At 73.6% G+C, this 20245-nt stretch carries 18 protein-coding genes; 7 read left to right on the top strand and 11 right to left on the bottom strand.

What is annotated here, in order from left to right; translation table 11 throughout:
* Nucleotides 1–26 precede the first annotated feature (26 nt).
* The 3 genes from HCC30_RS07530 to HCC30_RS07520 all read right to left on the bottom strand — a co-directional run bounded on the left by HCC30_RS07530 (nt 27) and on the right by HCC30_RS07520 (nt 4403).
* Complete coding sequence (locus HCC30_RS07530; RefSeq protein WP_169441556.1) at nt 27–2315, bottom strand: family 2 encapsulin nanocompartment cargo protein terpene cyclase; 2289 nt, start codon at nt 2313–2315, stop codon at nt 27–29.
* 129 nt (nt 2316–2444) lie between these two features.
* Entirely contained in the window at nt 2445–3149 is a 705-nt protein-coding gene (locus tag HCC30_RS07525; protein WP_346776533.1) for a response regulator transcription factor, read from the bottom strand.
* 12 nt (nt 3150–3161) lie between these two features.
* Nucleotides 3162–4403 (bottom strand): histidine kinase, encoded by a 1242-nt coding sequence (locus HCC30_RS07520; RefSeq protein WP_346776532.1) that lies wholly within the window; start codon nt 4401–4403, stop codon nt 3162–3164.
* Between the two features lie 276 nt (nt 4404–4679).
* Between HCC30_RS07520 and HCC30_RS07515 the strand changes: the two genes are divergently transcribed.
* Nucleotides 4680–5264, top strand: a complete 585-nt coding sequence (locus tag HCC30_RS07515; RefSeq protein WP_169441554.1) for a hypothetical protein — start codon at nt 4680–4682, stop codon at nt 5262–5264.
* Nucleotides 5265–5316: 52 nt separating this feature from the next.
* Here HCC30_RS07515 and HCC30_RS07510 read toward each other — a convergent pair whose 3' ends face one another.
* Nucleotides 5317–5889, bottom strand: a complete 573-nt coding sequence (locus HCC30_RS07510; RefSeq protein ID WP_169441553.1) for a cob(I)yrinic acid a,c-diamide adenosyltransferase — start codon at nt 5887–5889, stop codon at nt 5317–5319.
* Nucleotides 5890–6124: 235 nt separating this feature from the next.
* On the opposite strand from HCC30_RS07510, the gene wrbA reads away from it, so the two are divergent.
* From wrbA to HCC30_RS07490, 4 genes are all read left to right on the top strand, one after another.
* Nucleotides 6125–6745, top strand: coding sequence for an NAD(P)H:quinone oxidoreductase (wrbA, locus tag HCC30_RS07505; protein WP_169441552.1), 621 nt, complete (start codon nt 6125–6127; stop codon nt 6743–6745).
* Between the two features lie 588 nt (nt 6746–7333).
* Nucleotides 7334–8182 carry a 3-hydroxyacyl-CoA dehydrogenase family protein gene (locus tag HCC30_RS07500; RefSeq protein WP_169441551.1) on the top strand — a complete coding sequence of 283 codons (849 nt, stop codon included), beginning with the start codon at nt 7334–7336 and terminating at the stop codon, nt 8180–8182.
* 381 nt (nt 8183–8563) lie between these two features.
* Nucleotides 8564–8941 (top strand): STAS domain-containing protein, encoded by a 378-nt coding sequence (locus tag HCC30_RS07495; RefSeq protein WP_169441550.1) that lies wholly within the window; start codon nt 8564–8566, stop codon nt 8939–8941.
* 116 nt (nt 8942–9057) lie between these two features.
* Nucleotides 9058–11589 carry an ATP-binding protein gene (locus HCC30_RS07490; RefSeq protein ID WP_169441549.1) on the top strand — a complete coding sequence of 844 codons (2532 nt, stop codon included), beginning with the start codon at nt 9058–9060 and terminating at the stop codon, nt 11587–11589.
* 68 nt (nt 11590–11657) lie between these two features.
* Here the strand turns inward: HCC30_RS07490 and nucS are convergent, their stop codons facing one another.
* Nucleotides 11658–12317, bottom strand: a complete 660-nt coding sequence (gene nucS / locus HCC30_RS07485) for an endonuclease NucS (RefSeq protein ID WP_169441548.1) — start codon at nt 12315–12317, stop codon at nt 11658–11660.
* 325 nt (nt 12318–12642) lie between these two features.
* On the opposite strand from nucS, the gene HCC30_RS07480 reads away from it, so the two are divergent.
* The gene (locus HCC30_RS07480) at nt 12643–13035 is read left to right on the top strand and encodes an SCO5389 family protein (RefSeq protein WP_169441547.1); all 393 of its coding nucleotides are present in this window, start codon (nt 12643–12645) and stop codon (nt 13033–13035) included.
* A gap of 122 nt (nt 13036–13157) precedes the next feature.
* Here the strand turns inward: HCC30_RS07480 and HCC30_RS07475 are convergent, their stop codons facing one another.
* Complete coding sequence (locus tag HCC30_RS07475) at nt 13158–14228, bottom strand: LLM class flavin-dependent oxidoreductase (protein ID WP_169441546.1); 1071 nt, start codon at nt 14226–14228, stop codon at nt 13158–13160.
* A gap of 205 nt (nt 14229–14433) precedes the next feature.
* Between HCC30_RS07475 and HCC30_RS28470 the strand changes: the two genes are divergently transcribed.
* Complete coding sequence (locus HCC30_RS28470; RefSeq protein WP_169441545.1) at nt 14434–14784, top strand: ATP/GTP-binding protein; 351 nt, start codon at nt 14434–14436, stop codon at nt 14782–14784.
* A gap of 22 nt (nt 14785–14806) precedes the next feature.
* Here HCC30_RS28470 and HCC30_RS28230 read toward each other — a convergent pair whose 3' ends face one another.
* The 5 genes from HCC30_RS28230 to HCC30_RS07450 form a co-directional block, all read right to left on the bottom strand.
* Complete coding sequence (locus HCC30_RS28230) at nt 14807–15826, bottom strand: ABC transporter permease (RefSeq protein WP_206323495.1); 1020 nt, start codon at nt 15824–15826, stop codon at nt 14807–14809.
* Nucleotides 15823–17142 carry an ABC transporter ATP-binding protein gene (locus HCC30_RS28225; protein ID WP_240979394.1) on the bottom strand — a complete coding sequence of 440 codons (1320 nt, stop codon included), beginning with the start codon at nt 17140–17142 and terminating at the stop codon, nt 15823–15825. Before HCC30_RS28225 ends, HCC30_RS28230 begins: the two co-directional genes overlap by 4 nt.
* Before the next feature lie 126 nt (nt 17143–17268).
* Nucleotides 17269–18039: an ABC transporter permease subunit gene (locus HCC30_RS07460; RefSeq protein ID WP_169441544.1), complete on the bottom strand. Its 771-nt coding sequence runs from the start codon at nt 18037–18039 to the stop codon at nt 17269–17271.
* Nucleotides 18040–18042: 3 nt separating this feature from the next.
* Nucleotides 18043–19041 (bottom strand): ABC transporter ATP-binding protein, encoded by a 999-nt coding sequence (locus HCC30_RS07455; protein ID WP_169441543.1) that lies wholly within the window; start codon nt 19039–19041, stop codon nt 18043–18045.
* A gap of 173 nt (nt 19042–19214) precedes the next feature.
* The gene (locus HCC30_RS07450) at nt 19215–20180 is read right to left on the bottom strand and encodes a cellulose-binding protein (RefSeq protein WP_169441542.1); all 966 of its coding nucleotides are present in this window, start codon (nt 20178–20180) and stop codon (nt 19215–19217) included.
* Between the last annotated feature and the right edge of the window lie 65 nt (nt 20181–20245).

Genomic DNA, 20245 nt, shown 5'->3' with positions numbered 1-20245 from the left:
TCAACGTGGCCTGAGCTGGAGCCTCCTCAGCGCGCCGCCAGGGTTTCCGCCAGTCGGGCGGCCGAGGTGCCGAGTCCGGTGGGGCGGAGGAGCCTCGGGCCCGGTGCCGGTGCGGCCGGTGCGGCGTGCCGGCGGAGCAGGTCCTCCTCGCGGTAGCGGTGGCATTCGCGGTGCCAGGTGAGGATGCCCGCGAGCCAGTCCTTGAGCTCCTCCGCGTACCGGGTGACGAGTGCGCGCGCCTCGGCGCCGAGCCGGAACTCCTCGAAGAGCGTGGGCAGTTGGGTCGCGACGACGTGCTCGAACTCGCGCATCCGGGAGGCCATCAGGTCCGCGACGACGCCGACGGCCTGCTCCCTGCCGCAGTCCAGGAAGCGCTGCACGACGAGCACTCCGTTGTGGATCTCGCCCTCGAACTGGATCTCCTTCTGGTACGAGAACAGGTCGTTCAGCAGGCAGGCGTAGTCCTGTGCCGCGTGCTCCATCGCCGTGAACGGGCGGGAGCGGTAGACCTCCTGCGGTACGGCGCCGCCGTGCGAGAGCCGGGAGAGGCTCATCGTCAGGTCGGAGCCGAAGGTGGCGCGGCGCATCTCGATGTAGTCGACGGGGTCGGGGACGCGGTTCTGCTTCTGGTTGGCCAGCTCCCACAGCCAGCTCTCCGTCATGTCCTCGATCCCGGCGCGGAAGGTGCGCCGTGCCGCGGGGTCCATCGGCCCGGCGGTGCGGGCCCAGAGGTCGGCGAGGCCGCGTTCGAGGGCGTTGGCCGGTTCGGGGGCCGCGCCGCCGCCGGGTTCGTCGACGTCCATGAGGGCGGCGAGGCGGTCGGTGCAGGCGCGGGCCGCGGTGAGGTCGTGGGTGCGGCCGAAGACGACGGGGTAGTAGTCGTCGCCGTAGGTGCCCCAGGTCAGCCAGTCGGTGGTGAGGTCCAGGGCTCCGGGTTCCGCGTCGGGGTGGATGCCGGCGGCGCAGAGCGCCAGGTCGTAGCCGCGCAGGCCCTCCTCGTCCCAGACGGGCGGGACGGGGACGCCGGGCACCGGGTCGAGCATGCCCATGCGGGGTGCCCACTCCATGGTGTGCGCGCGGGAGGCGTCCAGGTGCGGGCTGAGCCGGGTGGTGTAGGGCATGTGCAGCTCGGGCAGCGGCAGCGGGCCGGTCTGCGGATACGGGACGTGCGTGTGCTTGCGGGCGCGCGCGGGGGCGGTCTTGAGCAGGGACGGGAGGATCTGCGCGGCCGAAGTGCCCAGTCCGAGCGGGCCGTTGAGCACCTCGGGCGAGGCGTCCGCGTGCCCGGCGGAGCGGTGGGTGCCGGCCGCGTCGTTCATGTAGCGGCTGGAGCGCAGGTGCCACTCGTGGCCGCCGGACTGCCAGTCCTGGAGGCCCTTCACGTAGGCGAGGACGTCGGCGCGTTCGCGCGGGTCGGTGCCCTCCTGCTCGAAGAGCGCGGGGAGTTCGGTGAGGGCGGTGTGCTCGAACTGCTGGAGCCGGGAGGTCAGCAGCTCGTTGACGGTCTCGGCGGCCTCCTGGGTGCTGTGGCCGAGGAAGCGTTCGAGGACGAGGACGGCGTTGGCGAGTTCGCCCTCCTCGCGGGTCTCCCGTTCGTAGGAGAACAGGTCGTTGCGCAGGTGCACGCCGTCGGAGAAGGAGTCCTTGAGGACGCGCAGCGGGCGGCTCGCGGCGAGCGCGTCCGGGACCTCGGCGCCCACCGCGTGCTCCACGAGGTTCGCCGACCAGGGCGCTCCACCGACCTTGCGGCGCATCTCGATGTACTCGACGGGGTTGGAGACGCGGCCCTCGCGGATGTTCGACAGCTCCCAGAGCGACTCCTCCAGCAGGTGCTGGGTGCTCTCCGCGAAGCGCCGCCGCCAGCCCTCCGACCGGGCGGGTACGGTGCGCGCCCACAGGTCGGCCAGGCCCTGCTCGACGGGGTTGCGGGGCGGGCCGGGGTCGGTGCGGGGGGCGGCGGCCGCGTGCGGCATGAAGGCGGGCAGCCGGTCGAGGTACTCCTTGGCGCCGGTCATGTCGCGGCTGCGTTTGAAGATGTCGAGGAAGTGGTCGTCGAAGAAGAAGACCCACACGTACCAGTCGGTGATCAGGTCGAGTTCGGGCCCGGAGGCGTCGGGGTGCGTGTAGGCGCAGAGCAGGGCGTAGTCGTGGGAGTCGAGGTCGTGCTCCTCCCAGATGCCGGAGCCCTCGACCATCCCCATGCCGCGCGCCCATTCCTTGGAGTGCCTGCGGGCACGCTCCAGGTGCGGGTTGAGGCGTGCCGGGTACGGCACGTAGAAGTCGGGGAGCTGGAACGGCTGGGACGGCTGCGGCACGTGCGGTCCTCTCCTGTCTGCGCGGCGATCACGGCCACGCTAGGGCGGGGCCCCTGACAGGGGAGGGGGACGCCGGAGGCATGCCGCCCGATCAGATGAATATCCGCGTCATTCCGTTTGGGGACGGGCTCAGAGCCCGAACTCCTGGGCCAGGACGGCGGCTTGGGTCCTGCTGCGCAGGTCGAGCTTGGCGAGCAGCCGGCTGACGTGGGTCTTCACGGTGGCCTCGGCCATCGCGAGCCGCTGGGCGATCTCCGCGTTGGACAGTCCCTCACCGAGGCAGCCCAGCACCTCGCGTTCGCGCCGGGTGAGCTCGGCCAGTCCGGGCGGCGGCTCTCCGGGCCCGGCCGGTGCGCCGGTTCCGCTTCCCATTCCGCTCCGGCCGAACTCGGCGATCAGGCGGCGGGTGACGGCCGGCGCGATCAGGCCCTCGCCGCGGGCGACGGTCCGTACGGCGTCGACCACGGTGGCCGCGTCGCTGTCCTTGAGCAGGAAGCCGGAGGCGCCGGCGCGGAGCGCCCCGAAGACGTACGCGTCGAGGTCGAAGGTGGTCAGCACCAGGACGTCGGCGAGCCGTTCGCCGGTGATCTCGCGGGTGGCGGAGACGCCGTCGAGGCGGGGCATCTGGACGTCCATCAGGACGACGGCGGGCCGCAGTTCACGCGCGAGCCGCACCGCCTCCTCGCCGTCGCCGGCCTCCCCGACGACCTCGATGCCGCCGGCGCCGCGGAGGATCAGCACCAGCCCGGCCCGTACGGCGCGCTGGTCCTCGGCGACGAGGACGCGCACCGGGCCGTCGGGTCCGCCGGGTGCTGCCGGGTCGTGTTCCGTCACCGTTGCCGCTCCTTATGGCTGTGTGGTTCCGTCCCCGAGCGGCAGGCGGGCGTGCACCCGCCACACCTGCCCGGGCCCGCCGGCCTGCTCGGGGCCCGCCGTGAAGGTGCCGCCGAGCAGGTCGACGCGTTCGCGCATGCCGATGAGCCCGGCGCCGGAGCCGGGGGCGCGGGGGCTGCCGTCCGCCGCGTCCGGCCCGTTCCGCGCGCCCGGTTCGTCGGGGCTCGTGACGCGGACGTCCAGGGTGCGGCGGCCCGACTCCGGCCCGCCACGGGCGAGTTCGACGGTGACGGTGCCGGGCGAGGCGTGCTTGAGCGCGTTCGTCACCGACTCCTGGACGAGCCGGTACGCCGTGAGCTCGACCGGCGCGGGGAGCGGCTCGGGGCCCCTGGCGTCGTCGAGCACGAGGCCGAGCCCGGCCTCGTCGGCGGTGCCGCGTACCCGGTCGAAGAGTGCGTCGAGGCCGTCGAGCGTGGGGGAGGCGGCGGGCTCCGTGCCGTCGGCGCCGGAGGTGCGCAGCAGTCCGATCAGGCGGCGCATCTCGGCCAGCCCCTGCACGCTGTTCTCCCGGATGACGCCGAGCGCCTCCCGTACGGCGGCCTCCGCTTCCGGTTCCGGTTCGGGCCGTGCGCCGGCCTCAGGACGCAGGGAGAGCGCCGCCGTGGAGTGGATCGCGATGGCGGAGAGGTGGTTGGCGACGACGTCGTGCAACTCGCGTGCCATGCGGGCGCGTTCGGCGGTGACGGCCTGGGTGCGGTCCATCTCGGCCAGCAGCGCCGTCTGTTCGGCCCGCAGCCGCTCGGCGGCCGCCGCGTCCCGGTGCCGCCGCAGCAGCGCCCCCGTCCACGCGGGCGTGATGGTGATGCCCGCGCAGATCGCGCCGAACAGCAGCATCTCGGGGGTGCGGAAGGCGGCCAGCAGTCCGAGCGTGAGCGTGACGGTGAGCACCACGCCGGCCGGGACGACGAACCGGAGCAGCCGTTCGGACCCGTACAGCACGGCCGCGTACACGAGGTCGGTGAAGAGCACCACGGTGGCGAGCAGCGAGCCGGTGGCGATGTCCGCCGCGAGCGCGGCCACCGCGAGCAGCAGCGCCCAGGGCTGGCAGGTGCGCCGGCCCAGCGCGGCCAGGCACATCACGGCGAGCGGGACGAGGACGAGCGCGCCGCTCCGCTCGGCCTGCGGCTGGTTGTTGGCGAGCCCGAACCACCACAGCAGCAGCCCGCCGACGGCACCGGCGAGGGCGACGAGCACGTCGTCACGGTGCGGGCGGGTCCAGGGGCGGTGAGCGCGGCCGGCTGGGCTGCTGGGGTTGGGCACGGGCCCATCTCAGCACGCGGCGGCGGCCCTCCGCGTCACCGCACGGGACCACCGGCGGAGCGCCCGCTACATCGAAGGGTGCAGTCCGGGTCCGGCGGGATCGTCACGGGCGACGACGGAATCGGCGGCCGGGACGGGGAGTCTGGGAGGCGTCATCGGGGGCCGGGACCGCGCAACCGCTCCTCGCGGCCGGACACGAAGGAGAATCCCGTGATCGTCACGCTGATCATCGTCTGCGAGGTCGCCTTCTGGGTGCTGCTCGCCGCCGGTCTGGCGCTGCGCTATCTCGCGCGGATGCCGCGCACGGGCGCGGCCGTCCTGCTGTGCGAGCCGCTGCTGGAACTCGTCCTGCTGGTGGTGACCGCCGTCGACCTGAAGAACGGCGCGGAGCCGGACTGGAAGCATGGCCTGGCGGCCGTCTACATCGGGTTCACGGCCACCCACGGCCACTACCTGATCAAGTGGGCCGACGGGCACGTCGCGCACCGCTTCGCCGGCGGCCCGCGTCCGGTGAAGCCGCCGCGGTACGGCACGGCCAGGGCCGTGCACGAGTGGAAGATGGCCGCGCGCGGCATCGGCGCCGCCGCCATCGCCGCGGCCCTGCTCCAGGGCGCGGTCTGGTACGTCGGCGACGCGGGTCAGGTGGAGTCGCTGCGGATGTGGCAGCTGCGGATGGGCGCGGTCGCCGGGATCTCCGCGCTGATCGCGCTCTCGTACACGCTCTTCCCGAAACAGGCCCCGGCCGGGACGGACGCTCCGGCCCGCCCCGGACCCCGCGAGCGCGCGGGCCGCTGACCCCGCCGCCCGGGCCGGACGCCTTTCCCGCGTACGGCCCGGGCGGCGCCGTTCAGCGTTCGCCGCCGGGGACCCAGAGGACGTCGCCGGTCTCCTTGTTCGCCGTGCGGGCGAGGATGAACAGGAGGTCGGAGAGGCGGTTGAGGTAGGTCGCGGTCAGCGGGTTCATCGTCTCGCCGTGCTCCTCCAACGCCGCCCAGGTGGAGCGCTCGGCCCGGCGGACGACGGTGCACGCCTGGTGCAGCAGCGCGGCGCCGGCCGTACCGCTGGGAAGGATGAAGCTGCGCAGCTTCTCCAGGTCCTCCAGGAAGGTGTCGCAGTCCGCCTCCAGCTTGTCGACGTATGCCTGCTCGACGCGCAGCGGCGGGTACTCGGGGTTCTCCACGACGGGTGTGGCCAGGTCGGCGCCGACGTCGAAGAGGTCGTTCTGGACGCGGAAGAGGACGGTCTTCATCTCCTCCGGCAGCTCTCCCAGGGCCATGGCGACGCCGATGGCCGCGTTGGCCTCGTTGGCGTCCGCGTACGCCGCGATGCGGGAGTCGGTCTTGGAGGTGCGGCTCATGTCGCCCAGGGCGGTCGTGCCCTTGTCTCCGGTGCGGGTGTAGATGCGCGTCAGATTGACCATGCGCCGAGCGTAACGGCCGCCGGAGGGCTTCCGGCGGGGGCTGTTGTTGAAGGTTGAACGATAGAGCTGAGTGGTTTACGCTTCAACTATGTGCCGACAGCGGCGCAGCCCGACCCGGGACGTGACAAGGAAAGTGGAGCTCACCGTGGGTCTGTTCAGTCGCCGCCGGGACGGCAACCGCCACCGGAACGGCACCAACGCACAGCAGCACGTACAGCCTGAGGAGGCGCGTCCGATGTCCACCGAACCCGTGAAGCTTGCCGTCGTCTACTACTCCTCGACCGGCACCATCGCCACGCTGGCCAAGGAGCTCGCGGAGACCGCGGAGAAGGCGGGCGCCGAGGTCCGGCTGCGCAAGGCCGCCGAGCTGGCTCCGCAGGCCGCGATCGAGTCCAACCCGGCCTGGGCCGAGAACGTCCGCGCCACCGCCGACGTCGCCGAGGCCACCCCGGAGGACCTGGAGTGGGCCGACGCCGTGATCTTCGGCTCGCCGACCCGCTTCGGCAACATCGCCTCCCAGCTGAAGCAGTTCATCGACACCCTCGGCGGCCTGTGGGCCCAGGGCAAGCTGGCCGACAAGGTCTACAGCGGCTTCACCTCCTCGGCGACGGCGCACGGCGGCCAGGAGTCGACGCTGCTCGCGCTCTACAACTCCTTCCACCACTTCGGCGGCATCGTCGCGGCCCCCGGTTACACGGACGGCTCGAAGTTCGTCGACGGCAACCCCTACGGCACCTCCCACGTGGACGCGCAGGGCAACAACCCCGTCGACGACGTCTCCCGCACCGCCGCCCGCGTCCAGTCCGAGCGCGTGCTGCGCATCGCCGCCGCGCTCAAGTCCGGTCTGGCCGCCTGAGCCAGGACCGCACCGGGGTGACGCACCCCGCCTGAACGCCCCGTTCCGCCCGCCCCCCGAGGGCTGCTTCCGCCGCGTGACCCATACCGCGCGGAGCGAAGCAGCCCGGGGCGGAACGGGGCCTTTTCGCGTTTCCGGGGGCTTCCGCGTCCCGCGCGGCGGGCGCGCGTCAACTGCGCCGTGCGCGCCGTCACTTGGGCCCGCGTGCGCGGACGGCGCGGGCGCGCCTGTCAAGACCCGTCCGCCGGTCGGAATCCGGTCATGCCGCGCGGATCGGGCGCCCGCGATGTGATGTCCGCCATGTGAGACGAGACACGTGTGCTGTGGCTGCCCAACTGCCCCGTCGAGACGCTAATGTCCGGCGAACGGGCGTCGTGTCGAGGCCGCCGGGGCGCGTACCCGGGGCCGCGCGAGCCGCCGTGCGCACGGACCGGTGCGCACGGGACCGTATCCGACGAACAGTGCGTACCGGACGGCGCGGGCCGAACTGCGCGCGGCGGACGGGTGGTTCGGGGGAGCGCGCGGCGGGGCGGCGGGCGTCCGGACAGGCAGCGCAACACAACAGCGAGAACAGACAGGGTGGGTGTCGTGGCGAAGAAGCTCGCGGTCATCGGAGCCGGACTCATGGGATCCGGCATCGCACAGGTCTCCGCCCAGGCGGGCTGGGACGTGGTGCTCCGCGACGTGACCGACGCGGCGCTGACCCGCGGCACCGACGGGATCAAGGCGTCCTTCGACAAGTTCGTGGGCAAGGGCAAGCTGGCCGCCGAGGACGCGGAGGCGGCCCTCGGCCGGATCACCACCAGCACCGAACTCGACGCCGCCGCCGACGCGGACGTCGTCGTCGAGGCCGTCTTCGAGAAGATCGAGGTCAAGCGGGAGATCTTCGCCGCCCTCGACAAGGTGGTGAAGGACGAGACGATCCTCGCTTCCAACACCTCCGCCATCCCGATCACCAAGATCGCGGCCGCGACCGCGCGCCCCGAACGCGTCGTCGGGACGCACTTCTTCTCGCCGGTGCCGATGATGGCGCTCTGCGAGCTCGTGCGCGGCCACCTCACCAGCGACGAAACCCTCGCCACCGCACGGGGGTTCGCCGAGTCCGTCGGCAAGACCTGCATCGTCGTCAACCGCGACGTCGCGGGCTTCGTGACCACCCGGCTCATCTCCGCGCTCGTCGTCGAGGCCGCCAAGCTCCAGGAATCCGGGGTGGCTTCGGCCGAGGACATCGACACCGCCTGCAAGCTGGGCTTCGGGCACGCGATGGGCCCGCTCGCGACGGCCGACCTCACGGGCGTCGACATCCTGCTGCACGCCAGCGACAACATCCACACCGAGTCCCAGGACGGCAAGTTCGCGCCGCCCGAGTCCATGCGGCGCATGGTCGACGCGGGCGACATCGGCCGCAAGAGCGGCCGCGGTTACTACACCTACTGACGGCGACGTCACCCGCGGCGCCGGTGCCCCGGCGGCTCGAACGCGTCAGCGGCAGCGGTCCGCACGACGGGGAACCGGGGCCGCGAGAGGTCGCCCGTGAGGGTGAAATCACCGCCGTACACGGCAGGTACGGCAACTCCGCTGCCTGCGAGGCAGTCAGTTGTGATGAGACGGTTGCGGTGCGCGCCGCCGCGTCGGCGCACCCACGCACTGCCACGGCACGCGCACGCACCGTCCTTCCGCCCGGTCTCCGCGCACAGCGGAGCCACCCGGCGGGGGACGCGGGCGGCGGCACGGGACGGCAGGACGCCACGGAACGCGACCGGCGCACGGACAGACGCTTAAAGGTTCACGCAGAGCGACATACCGGGGAGAGCTGCTATGCACATCAGGGGCGACCACGCCGAGTTGGCCGTCGGAGGTCGTCTCGATGTCCGCAGTGCCGCGGACGCCCGCACGATCCTGCACTCCGCGGTCGACTCCGGCGACGGCGACCTCGTCCTCGACCTCGCCGCCCTCGACTCCTGGGACGCCACCGGACTCGGCGTGATCATGGGCGCGCACCGGCGGGCCGGGCGCTGCGGGCGCAGGCTGGTCCTCCGGGACGTCCCGCCGCAGATGCGCCGGCTGCTCGTCGCGACGCGGCTGCACCGCATCCTCGCCATCGAGGACGGCGGCCCGGTCCCGCCGCCCGCCTCCGCGCCCGGCGCGGCGTCACCGTCCTCCCCGTCCTCGCCGCACATCCTCACCCGGCCCTGAACCCCCTGCCCGGCTCCCGTCCGGCGCACTCGGCGATACTGGTGCGTATCCGACGGAACGGCAGGGGGTGAGCCGTCCGGCGCCGCTCGTAGACCAGCAATGGGGGAGAACGGCCCATGGCGCAGCACGACAACAACCTCAACGGGGACAACCGGGACCACGCGGACAGCGGGGGCGGCCCGGCCGCGCCCGCGGTCACCGTGCAGCTGGTCGCGGGGGAGACGCTGCTGACGGTCAACCCCGTCGACGGCAGCGAGATCCAGCCCTGCCCGCCCGGTGGCCTGCCCGCCCGGCCGCGCAAGCTGCGCCCCGCCGACCGGCCCGCCTCGGCGGCCGACGCCGTGGCCGAGGCCACCGCGGCGGCCGCACGCCCCGCGCCGGTGCTGGAGCGCGACGAGGAACGCGCCCGGCTGCGCCGGCTGCTGTCGCAGGGCCGCTCCGTCCGGCTGACCGGCCCCGCCGGCTCCGGGCGCGGCACCCTGCTGGACGCCGCGGCCGAGGACGTCGCGGGCCTGGCGCCCGACGGCGTGATCCGGCTCGACGCGCGCGGCCTCGGCCTCACCGACGTGCTGTACGCGCTGTTCGACGCCACCCACGAGTCCTCCGCGTACCGGCCCGGCCCCGAGGAACTGGACGCCGCGCTGCGGAGCGTCGGCGCCGTCGTCCTGCTGGACGGCCTGGAGTTCGGGGGCGCCGCGCTCGACGCGCTCCTCGACGCCACCCCCGAGTGCGCCTTCCTCTTCTCCGCGCTCCCCGGCGCGCCCGCGCCGCCGCCCGGCTGCGACATCGCGGAGCTGAGCGTCTCCGGCCTCAGCCGCCCGGCCTGCCTGGAACTGCTGGAGCACGCGGCAGGCCGTCCCCTCACGGAGCAGGAGGCGGACTGGGCGGCGGACGTCTGGTTCGCCTCGCAGGGGCTGCCGCTCGCCTTCGTGCAGGCGGGCGCCCTGCTGCGGAACGGGACGCCGACGACGGCCGCGCGGCCCGCCGAGATCGTGGCGCTGGTGGCCGCCGGGCTGCCCGTCGCGGCCCGGGAGACGCTCCGGCTGGCGGTCGCGCTGGGCGGCGAACTCCCGCACCACTCGCACCTCCCTGCGCTCCTCGACCCGGAGCAGGCCGGCGGGCCCGGGGCCGACGCGGGCGAGGGCGCGACGGTCGCCGCGCTGGCCGGCGCCGGGCTCGTCACCGTCACGGGCGGCCGCCGGCGGCTGGCCCCCGGGGTGGCCGAGGCGCTGCGCGAGACAGCGGGTTCCGGTTCCGGTTCGGGTTCCGGTTCCGAGGGCGCGGCGGCGCGGACGGCGGCGCAGCACTACGCGTGGTGGGTGGCCCATCCGTCCGTCACGGCCGGACGTGTCGCCGCCGAGGGCGAGGTGCTGCTGGCCGCCGTCCAGGGCGCGCGCCGGGCCGGGCACGTCGGCGCCGCGGTGCTGCTGGCCCGCGCGGCCGCCCCCGTGCTGGCCGCCGGGCCGCGGTGGAACCTGTGGGAACGCGTGCTCCGCGCCGGTCAGGAGGCGGCGCGGGTCTCGGGCGAGGTCGCGGAACAGGCGTACTTCCAGCACGAGTTGGGCGTCCTCGCGTTCTGCACGGGCGATCTGGAGCGGGCCCGGAGCGAGCTGGAGGCGTCGATAGCGCTGCGCGGCGCCCTCGCCGACCAGCGGGGCACCGTCGCCGGGCGCCGGGCCCTGGCTCTCGTGCGGGACGGCCTGCGGGCCGCCGACGGCGGCGCGTACGCCGCGGACAGCCGGGGCGCCGCACGGGGCAACGAGCCCGCGGCGGGCGCCGGTTCGGCCGCGAAGAGCCCGGCTTCCGCTCCCGACGCGACCGCTGTGACGGCCCGGTACCCGCGGGTGGACGGGCCCGCCGACACGCTGCGGACGGCGACGGTCGCGCACAGCGCGTACGCCGGGGCCGCCGACGCGCGGGGCCGCACCCCGGCGCGGGGGCGCAGGCACCTGGTGGCGGCGGGCGCGGGCGCGCTCCTGGCGGTCGCCGTCGGCACGGTCGTCACCCTCGGCGTCGTCTCGGGCGACGGTTCGCCGGACCGGGGCACCCCGGGCCCGTCCGTCGCGCCCCGGAGCGGTGACGGCGACCTCCCCGGCGAGGAGCCCCCGGGCGGCGGCGGGAACCCGCAACCGGAGGGCGCCCCGGCCGAGACCGCGCCGCCCGGCACCCGCGGCCCCGAACCCGGCCGCACGGGCACGCCCGGCACCTCACGCCCGCCGGAGGACGGCAGCACGGGCGGCGGCAGCGGCTCCACCGGCCCCTCGCCCAGCGACAGCGAGACCTCCACCCCGCCCGGCAACTCCGGCGGTACGGACGGCGGTTCGTCCTCCAGCGGCTCGGGCGGTTCCGGCGGCACCACGGGCGGTTCCGGTTCGGGCGGGTCCGGCGGCTCCGACAGCGGCGGCACATCGGACGGCGGGACGAGCGACGGCGGCACGTCCGACGGCGGTTCCTCGGGCGGTGCCTCCGACGGCGGTTCCGGGAGCGGCGGCGCCTCCGACGGCGGCGCGGACGGCGGCGGCACGTCCGACGGCGGCTCCGGCGGCAGCCCCACGTCCTCGCCCACGTCCTCGCCCACGTCCTCCGGCTCCCCGTCCCCGACGGCCACCGGCGGACCCTCCGAGCCGGAGAGCAGCCCGACGCCCTGACGGGCGGGTCACGTACGCGCGCGCCCCCGCCGCACGGGAAGTGCGACGGGGGCGCGCGGTGCGAGGGATCAGAAGAGGCGGAGCTTGTCGTCCTCGATGCCGCGGAGGGCGTCGTAGTCGAGGGTGACGCAGTCGATGCCGCGGTCCGTGGCCAGGACGCGCGCCTGCGGCTTGATCTCCTGGGCCGCGAACATGCCCTTGACCGGCGCCAGATGGGGGTCCCGGTTGAGGAGGTCGAGGTAGCGGGTCAGCTGCTCGACGCCGTCGATCTCGCCGCGCCGCTTGATCTCGATGGCGACGGTCGTGCCGTCCGCGTCCCGGCAGAGGATGTCGACGGGGCCGATCGCCGTCGGGTACTCGCGGCGGATCAGCGTCCAGCCCTCGCCGAGGGTGTCCATCCGGTCGGCGAGGAGTTCCTGCAGGTGGGCCTCCACGCCGTCCTTGATCAGGCCGGGGTCGACGCCGAGTTCGTGCGAGGAGTCGTGCAGGACCTCCTCCATGGTGATGATGAGCTTCTCGCCCGCCTTGTTCTCCACCGTCCACTTGTCCTCGCCCTCCTTCAGAGTGCAGGGCGGGGACATCCAGTTGAGGGGCTTGTAGGCGCGGTCGTCCGCGTGCACGGAGACGGAGCCGTCGGCCTTCACCAGGATGAGCCGGGGGGCGGAGGGGAGATGTGCGGTGAGCCTGCCCGCGTAGTCGACGGAGCAGCGCGCGATGACGAGACGCATGGTCGGAAACGCTACTGGACGGCGGGTGCCGCGCGCGATTCGCCCCGGAACTCCCCGCACGGCACGCGAGCCGTCCCGTGCGCCGGGCGGGCGGGGGCGGGGGCGGCTCCGGGGCGTGCGCGAGTGACTGCCGTGGCGCGTCCGTCAGTTGGGGCGGCAGGTGGCTGGATGTATGTCCATTCGCATGGTGCGGTCACTCTCCGCCCCTTACCGTTGACTCTCGGGGGACGTCGCCGTCCGAGATCGCGCGACTACGCGGTGCGGCGGGGTCCACCGATTCATCCGGAAGACCCCCTGCCCCACGGGGGTCGCGAGAGGAGAACCCATGTCGCTCGACGTCTCACCGGCCCTTCTCGAACAGGCCGAGCGAGGCGACGTCGACGAGAAGGAATTCGTCGACTGCGTCCGTTCCTCCCTGCCGTACGCCTGGGAGATGATCAGCTCCCTGGTCGCCCGACTGAAGGTGGACGGAGGGGAGTTCGCCGACAACCAGACCCCGCCGCCGGACGAACAGGCCCGCGGCCAGCTGCTGCGCGCCCTGGCCAGTGACGCGATACGTGGTGCCCTGGAGCGGCACTTCGGTGTGCGGCTCGCCTTCCAGAACTGCCACCGCGTGGCGGTGTTCCCGCTGGACGGCTCGTCGGACGACCGGCTCGCCCGCTTCACGTCGGTGCGCGGCCAGCTGCTCAACCAGTCGCCGGAGCTGCGCGACTGCTGACGGCTCGCCCGCCGCCGGTGCACCGCCGGACCGGTGGAGTCTGCGGACCCCTGGACCCGTACCGTCCACGGGTCCGCAGCAGCCGCGGGTCCGGCGGTGCCGTGCGCCGGTGCGGGCCGCCGCTACGGGAGTTGCGGCAGTACCTCCGAGCCCAGCCGCGCCACGTTCCGTTCCGTCGCGGCGAGATCACCCGTGCCCTCGACGAGCAGCGCGAACCGGCCGATCCCGGTGCGTTCCGCGGTGGCCGCGAGCCGGTCGGCGCAGAGCCGGGGCGTGCCCACCGGGTGCATGTCGCAGAGCAGTTCCGTGTACGCGACGGGGTCGCGGAGGGAACGCTTCCGGTCGTCGACGGTCCGGTGCGCGCCGAGACCGAGCCGGAACCAGCCGGGCATCGCCTTGGTGAGGTTCTCGCGCGCGTCCCGCGTGGAGTCCTCGACCTGGGCGACGCCGGCGGACACGTGCAGCGCGGCCGCCGCCTCGACCGCGTCGGACGAGAGCCCGGCGTCCCTCGCCTCGCGCCGCCAGAGCGCGACCATCTCGGCCTTCTCCTCGTCGCCGCAGTGCATGCCGAGCACCATCGGCAGCCCGTGCCGGGCCGCGAGCCGCACGGAGCGCGGCGAGGTGCAGGCGACCACGACGGGCGGCCCGGCCCCGATTCCGCCCGCGGTTCCGCTTCCGGCCGGGACGGGCGGCGGCAGCGGCTCGTCGGCGCGAGGGACGACGTCCACCTCGCGGAAGCGGAAGCGTTCGCCGTCCGCGCCCACCCGCGGTTCGCGCAGCCAGCGCAGCAGCAGGTCCAGCGCCTCGGGGAAGCCCCGCTCGTAGGCGTCCACACCGCCGCCGAACACCTCCAGGTCCACCCAGGGGCCGCCGCGTCCGACGCCGAGCGTGAACCGTCCGCCGGAGGTCAGGTGCAGCAGTGCGGCCTGTTCGCCGAGGGCGACGGGGTGCGCGTTGGGCAGCACGCTGACCGCCGTACCCACGCCGATACGGCGCGTGCGCCCCAGCATCAGCGCCGCCAGTGTCGTGGCCGAGGGGCATACTCCGTAGGGGACGAAGTGGTGCTCGGCCAGCCATACGGCGTCGAGACCCGCGGCCTCCGCGGCGTCCGCCGTCCGTACGGCGCGGTGCAGTGCCTCGCTCTGTCCCTGGCCGGGGAACTGCGCGGCCAGTACAAAGGCTCCAACTCGCAACGTGCTCTGCCTCCTTGAGGCCGACCCGTGACTCCCCCTGCACTGGCATCAACGCCTGACACGTGCCAAAGGCACGGCCTGCGCCCAGATTCGTCAGATGAACGTCAGCAGGGGTGAAGCCTGTGGACAACCGGCGGGCCGTCGGCGCCGGATGAGTAACCTGGTGGTGCCTGGAGTACCCGATCCGATCCCCGAGGTGTCCGTCGTGTCCCCGCGTCACAACCGCCCACGCGGCCGTTCCGGAAAGTCCGGAAAGCGTGGAGCCGAGGATTCCGCCGCCCGTCGCGACGAGGCGGGGGAGCGGTACGGACTGGAGCGGTCCGTGGAGTGGCAGGGCGAGGAGTGGGCGGTCCGCCAGATCAGCGGGAACGCGGCGAGCAAGCACTACCGCTGCCCGGGGTGCGACCAGGAGATCCCGCCCGGGGTCCCGCACGTCGTGGCCTGGGCACTGATGGGGGACGGGGACGACCGGAGGCACTGGCACAAGTCCTGCTGGAACGCGCGGGACCGCCGGAGCGCGAAGCTCCAGCGGTCCCGGAACGCACCGCGTCACTGACGGCCGTCGGCCGCCTGCGGGGTCACACGTCGCGCTTCCAGATCAGCAGGTGCGAACCGGCCGTCGCCGCGGCGGTGACCAGCGCCAGCACGCCGAGCAGCGGCCAGCCCGTCGCGCCCATGTCCCCCTGCATGGGGATGCCGTACATCGACGCGAGCCCGTTCAGCGGGGAGTACTCCATGAGGACCTCGCGCAGGGGCTGAAGGGACTCGGTGACCATGAACAGCGCCATCACCAGCGGCAGCAGGACGACGGCCAGCATCACCGTGATTGCGCCGGCCGAGTGCCGCAGCATCGCGCCGACGGAGAGCGAGAGCAGACCGAGCAGCGCGACGTAGAGCGCGGCGCCGACGGTCGAGCCGAGCCATTCGCTGCCGTTGGCGATCAGTTCACCGTTGACCACGGAATCGGCCAGCGGTCCCTGCGCCAGCGTCGGCGGCACCCGCTGACCGGACAGCATCACCGAGTTGATCAGCGCGGTGATCAGGCAGGCCGCGGTCGTCATCACGAAGGCGAGCAGGAAGAAGACGATCGCCTTCGCCAGCAGCACCCGGCTCCGGTTCGGGCAGGCCGTGAGCGTCGTCCGGATCATCCCCGTCCCGTACTCGGAGGTGACGACGAGCACGCCGAGCGTGATCACGCAGATCTGCCCGAGCATCAGCCCGAAGAAGCCGGGCGCCAGCAGCGGGATACCGGTGTACGTCCCGCTGCCGCTCAGGCCGACGGCGGTGAGCAGTCCGATGCCGACGACGAGGACGAACATCACGCCGAGCGTCCACACCGTGGAACGCACGGAGCGGATTTTCGCCCACTCCGAGGCGAGCGCGTGCCCGAGATGCGTCGGCCGCACCGGGATGGGCGAGGTGTACCCGGCGTTCAACCCGCCCTGCGCCTGCGGCACTTGACCGTGCGCGGGCGCTCCCTGCGGGGGAGCGGCGTCGACGAGCGGGGCATGCTGCGGGCCGTGGCCCTGCGGGGGCGCGGCGGGTGCGGCGAACTGCTGGGGTGCGGCGCCGTGCTGGGGCTGCTGCGGGGTCGTCATCGGGCGTCCTCGCCTTCGGGCCGGTGGAACTCGGGTGCGGGGGAGCCGGCGGGCCCGGGCGCGTGCCCGCCCGCGGCCTGCGCGGGTGGCGCCCCGTACGGTGGCGCCCCCGGCGGCGGCGCCTGCCCGGCCGCGCCCTGCGGCGGCATGCCCTGCGGCGGCATCCCGTACGGCGCGGGTCCGCCCGGCGCCCCCTGCGGCGGCATCCCGCCCGGTGCGCCCGGCCCGAACCCGGGCTGCCCGAACGGGGGTTGACCGAACGGGGGTTGACCGAACGCGGGCTCCCCGTGCGGCCCCGGCTGCGGCGGCCCGTACGGCGGCCCGGCCGCGCCCTGCGGCGGGACCGCGCCCGGGACCGCGCCCGGCCCGGCGGGCTGCTGGAGGCCGGCCCGTTCGTCCATCGTCGAGCGGTAGTCCACCGCGCCCTGGGTCAGGCGCATGTACGCCTCCTCCAGGGAGGCGTGGTGCGGGGAGAGTTCCCACAGCCGGACGTCGGCGCCGTGCGCCAGTTCGCTGATGCGGGGGAGCGGGAGACCCGTCACCCGCAGCGCCCCGTCCGGTTCCGGTTCGAGCTGTCCGCCCGCCTCGTGCAGCGTCGCGAGCAGCTTCTCGCGTGCCTCCGGTTCGTCCTCGGGCGTGCGGACCCGCGCGAAGCTCGCCGAGTTCTGCGCTATGAACTCCCGCACCGAGGTGTCCGCCATCAGCTGCCCGCGCCCGATGACGAGCAGGTGCTCGGCGGTCTGCGCCATCTCGCTCATCAGGTGCGAGGAGACCAGGACGGTACGGCCCTCGCCCGCGAGCTGCTTCATCAGGTTCCGCACCCAGAGAATGCCCTCCGGGTCCAGGCCGTTGACGGGCTCGTCGAAGAGCAGCACCTGCGGGTCGCCGAGCAGCGCGGCGGCGATGCCGAGCCGCTGCCCCATGCCCAGCGAGAAGCCGTTCGACCGCTTCTTCGCGACGTCCTGGAGCCCGACGACGCCCAGCACCTCGTCCACCCGGCGGGCCGGGATGCCGGACAGGTGCGCGAGGGACAGCAGGTGGCTGCGCGCGCTGCGCCCGCCGTGCACGGCCTTCGCGTCGAGCAGCGCGCCCACCTGGCGGGGCGCGTTGGGCAGCTGCCGGAACGGACGGCCGCAGACCGTGACCGTCCCCGAGGTCGGGGTGTCCAGCCCCAGGATGAGCCGCATGGTGGTGGATTTGCCGGAGCCGTTGGGCCCCAGGAAGCCGGTCACGGTGCCCGGCCGGATCTGGAAGGAAAGGTTGTTGACGGCCGTCTTGGCGCCGTAGCGCTTCGTCAGGCCGTACGCCTCGATCATCAATCGCCCCTGAACGCGGTTTCGGGGCTCACGTGCCTCACGTATCCGCCCCCCGTCATGGACTGGGAGGCTACAAGCCCGCTCACCGGTTCCGCGAAGCGCCCGCGGGAAGGGCCCGCCCGGTGATCAGGCGTCGCGGCGCTTGAGCATCAGGAAGCCCGCGAGCAGCGCGACGACGACCCATACGACCATGATCAGCAGCCCGGCCCAGGGCCCGTACGGACGGTCCAGGGTCTCGGGGACGACCGACATCACCGTCGTCCCGGCCTGGTCGGGGAGGTACTGGGCGACCTTCTTCGTCGCGTCGACGCTGCCCAGGATGCTGGAGATGAGGAAGAAGAACGGCATCAGGATCGCGAACGACAGCAGCGGGCTGCGCAGGACGAAGGTGACGCCGACGGCGAAGAGCGCGATCAGCGCCATGTAGAGCCCGCCGCCGAACACGGCGCGCAGCACCCCCGGATCACCCAGCGAGGCCCGGTGCTCCTGGAGCAGCGACTGGCCGACGAAGAAGGTCACAAAGCTGGTGATCATGCCGACCACCAGCACCAGCGCCCCCGTCACGGCCACCTTGCACGCCATCAGCGTCCCGCGCTGCGGAACGGCGGCCAGCGAACTGCGGATCATGCCGGTGCTGTACTCGCCGGAGACGACCAGCACCCCGAAGGCGATCATGGCGAGCTGCCCGAGCCCCATCCCGGCGAAGCTGGTGTACGTGGGGTCGAAGGTGATCCGCTCGCCCGCGGCCATGTCGTCGAACTCGGAGTGGGTGAAGAAGCAGATCACCGCCGACAGGCCGGCGGTCACGACGAGCGCGAGCGCCAGCGTCCAGAGGGTCGACTGCACGGTGCGGACCTTGGTCCACTCGGAACGGAGAACCCGCGTTGCGTGGGCCATGGTTCACTTCCCCTTCGTCTTCCAGCCGGCACCCCAGTCCGCACCGCCCCGCGCCTCCGGCCCCGCTGCGGGCCCGTCCTCCCGCCCCGGAGCCCCGTCCCCGTGCGCGTGGTACTCGACGGACTCCGCCGTGAGCTGCATGAACGCCTCCTCCAAGGAGGCCCGCTGCGGGCTGAGTTCGTGCAGTACCAGCCGGTGCCGTGCGGCCAGCTCGCCGATCTGTTCGGCCCGCGCCCCCTCGACCTCCCACGCGCCCTCGGGCCCCGGCGCCGGCGCGAGCCCCTCGGCCGCCAGCACCTCCCGCAGCCGCTCCGGCTCGGGAGTGCGCACCCGGACGTACGCGCGGGAGTTCTCGGCGATGAACGTCGCCATGGAGGTGTCGGCCAGCAGCCTGCCCTGGCCGATGACCACCAAGTGCTCGGCCGTGAGCGCCATTTCGCTCATCAGGTGCGAGGAGACGAACACCGTCCGCCCCTCGGACGCCAGGTGCTGCATCAGGTTGCGGATCCAGTGGATGCCCTCGGGGTCGAGCCCGTTGACCGGCTCGTCGAACATCAGGATGCTCGGGTCGCCGAGCAGCGCCCCCGCGATGCCGAGCCGCTGGCCCATCCCCAGCGAGAAGCCCTTGGGGCGCTTCTTCGCGACGGCCGAGAGTCCGACGAGGTCGAGTACCTCGTCGACCCGCCGCTCCGGGATGCCGTTGGACTGGGCGAGGCACAGCAGATGGTGGCGTGCCGTACGGCCGCCGTGCACGGCCTTGGCCTCCAGCAGCGCTCCGATGTAGTTGAGCGGGTCCCGGAGGCGGTCGTAGGGCTTGCCGTCGATCCGGACCTCGCCGCCCGACGGGATGTCGAGGCCGAGCACCATCCGCATGGTCGTCGACTTCCCCGCGCCGTTGGGCCCGAGGAAGCCGGTGACGAGTCCGGGGCGGACGTTGAAGGTGAGATCGTCCACGGCCAGCTTCTCGCCGTACCGCTTCGTCAGCCCACGAAGTTCGATCATGAATAGACGCTAAGCGCCGTTCGGGTGCCCCGCCACTCGGCCGACCCCGTACCGGTGGCGGCGGCCGCACACGACCGCGCGGGCGGGACGGCGGCCGGAGCGGCCACCGACCCGCCCGCGCGGGACGAGCGACGGAAGGGCGCCGGGACGGGACGGGGGCCCGGCGCCGGGCGTCAGCGCGTCTGCTGTGCCGGAACCCCGCGGGTGAGGGACTCCTCCTCGCCCGCGGTCTCGCCGTCCTCCTCGACGCCGGGCTGACCGGCGGCGGCGACGGCGGCACCCGTGAGGGTCGCCAGCATCTCGCGGACGTTCGTCAGCTGCGCGTTGATGCTGTCGCGGCGGTTGGTGAGGGCCGCCAGCTCACGCTCGGACTCGCTGCGGACCCGGTCCGCCTTCGCGTTCGCGTCGGCGACGATGTCCTCGGCCTGCCGCTGCGCGGTCTCGACCGTCTGACGGGCCCGGCGCTCCGCGTCCGTGCGCAGCTTCTCCGCCTCCAGGCGGAGCTGCTCGGCGCGGTGCTCGATCTCCGCGAGCCGCTTCTCGGCCTTCGCCTGGCGGGAGGCGAGGTCACGCTCGGACTGCTCGCGGCGCTTGGCCAGGTTCGTCTCGAAGTCGGCCGCGGCCTGGGCCGCCTTGGCGCGGGTGTCCTCGAAGAGGGAGTCGGCCTCCTCGCGCTTGGACTGGGCGTCCTTCTCGGCCTCGGAACGCAGCGACTGGGCCTCGCCCTTCGCCTCCTCGACGATCCGTGCGCCCTCGTCCTCGGCCTTCGCCTTGCGCTCGGCGGCGAACGCCTCGGCGTCGTTCCGCACCTGCTGAGCGGCGCCCTCGGCCAGCTCGCGGTGCTGCTCGGCGGCCCGACGGGCCTCCTCGCGCAGGTCCTTGGCCTCTTCCTCGGCGAGGCGCAGGATTTTCTCCACGCGCGCGCCGAGACCGGCGTACGACGGCTCCGAGTCGTTCACCTGGGCCTGGGCGTTCTGCGTTTCGAGGTGGAGCTCCTCGATGCGCTTTTCCAGAGAAGTGATGCGGGCAAGTGCGCTGTCACGGTCGGCGATGAGCTTCGTGATGCGCTCGTCCACCTGCGCGCGGTCGTAGCCACGGCGAACGAGCTCGAAGCCGAAGGGGGAGGTGGTCTCGCTCATGGGGTTCCTGTCGATTCAGACGGGTTATCAGACGCGGGAGTGATAGAGAGAATCCTAGGGGCCCG

The sequence above is a fragment of the Streptomyces sp. HNM0574 genome, from assembly GCF_012726235.1.
Taxonomy (GTDB): Bacteria; Actinomycetota; Actinomycetes; order Streptomycetales; family Streptomycetaceae; genus Streptomyces.
This window is presented reverse-complemented; position numbering and strand designations above follow the sequence as displayed.

Bases quoted from the DNA above. Each gene is read 5' to 3' on its own strand.
- HCC30_RS07490 (WP_169441549.1), top strand. From the start codon at position 9,058: ATGGCGCAGCACGACAACAACCTCAACGGGGACAACCGGGACCACGCG.
- nucS (WP_169441548.1), bottom strand. From the start codon at position 12,317: ATGCGTCTCGTCATCGCGCGCTGCTCCGTCGACTACGCGGGCAGGCTC.
- HCC30_RS28230 (WP_206323495.1), bottom strand. From the start codon at position 15,826: ATGACGACCCCGCAGCAGCCCCAGCACGGCGCCGCACCCCAGCAGTTC.
- HCC30_RS07480 (WP_169441547.1), top strand. From the start codon at position 12,643: ATGTCGCTCGACGTCTCACCGGCCCTTCTCGAACAGGCCGAGCGAGGC.
- HCC30_RS07510 (WP_169441553.1), bottom strand. From the start codon at position 5,889: ATGGTCAATCTGACGCGCATCTACACCCGCACCGGAGACAAGGGCACG.
- HCC30_RS07495 (WP_169441550.1), top strand. From the start codon at position 8,564: ATGCACATCAGGGGCGACCACGCCGAGTTGGCCGTCGGAGGTCGTCTC.
- wrbA (WP_169441552.1), top strand. From the start codon at position 6,125: ATGTCCACCGAACCCGTGAAGCTTGCCGTCGTCTACTACTCCTCGACC.
- HCC30_RS07450 (WP_169441542.1), bottom strand. From the start codon at position 20,180: ATGAGCGAGACCACCTCCCCCTTCGGCTTCGAGCTCGTTCGCCGTGGC.
- HCC30_RS07460 (WP_169441544.1), bottom strand. From the start codon at position 18,039: ATGGCCCACGCAACGCGGGTTCTCCGTTCCGAGTGGACCAAGGTCCGC.
- HCC30_RS28225 (WP_240979394.1), bottom strand. From the start codon at position 17,142: ATGATCGAGGCGTACGGCCTGACGAAGCGCTACGGCGCCAAGACGGCC.
- HCC30_RS07455 (WP_169441543.1), bottom strand. From the start codon at position 19,041: ATGATCGAACTTCGTGGGCTGACGAAGCGGTACGGCGAGAAGCTGGCC.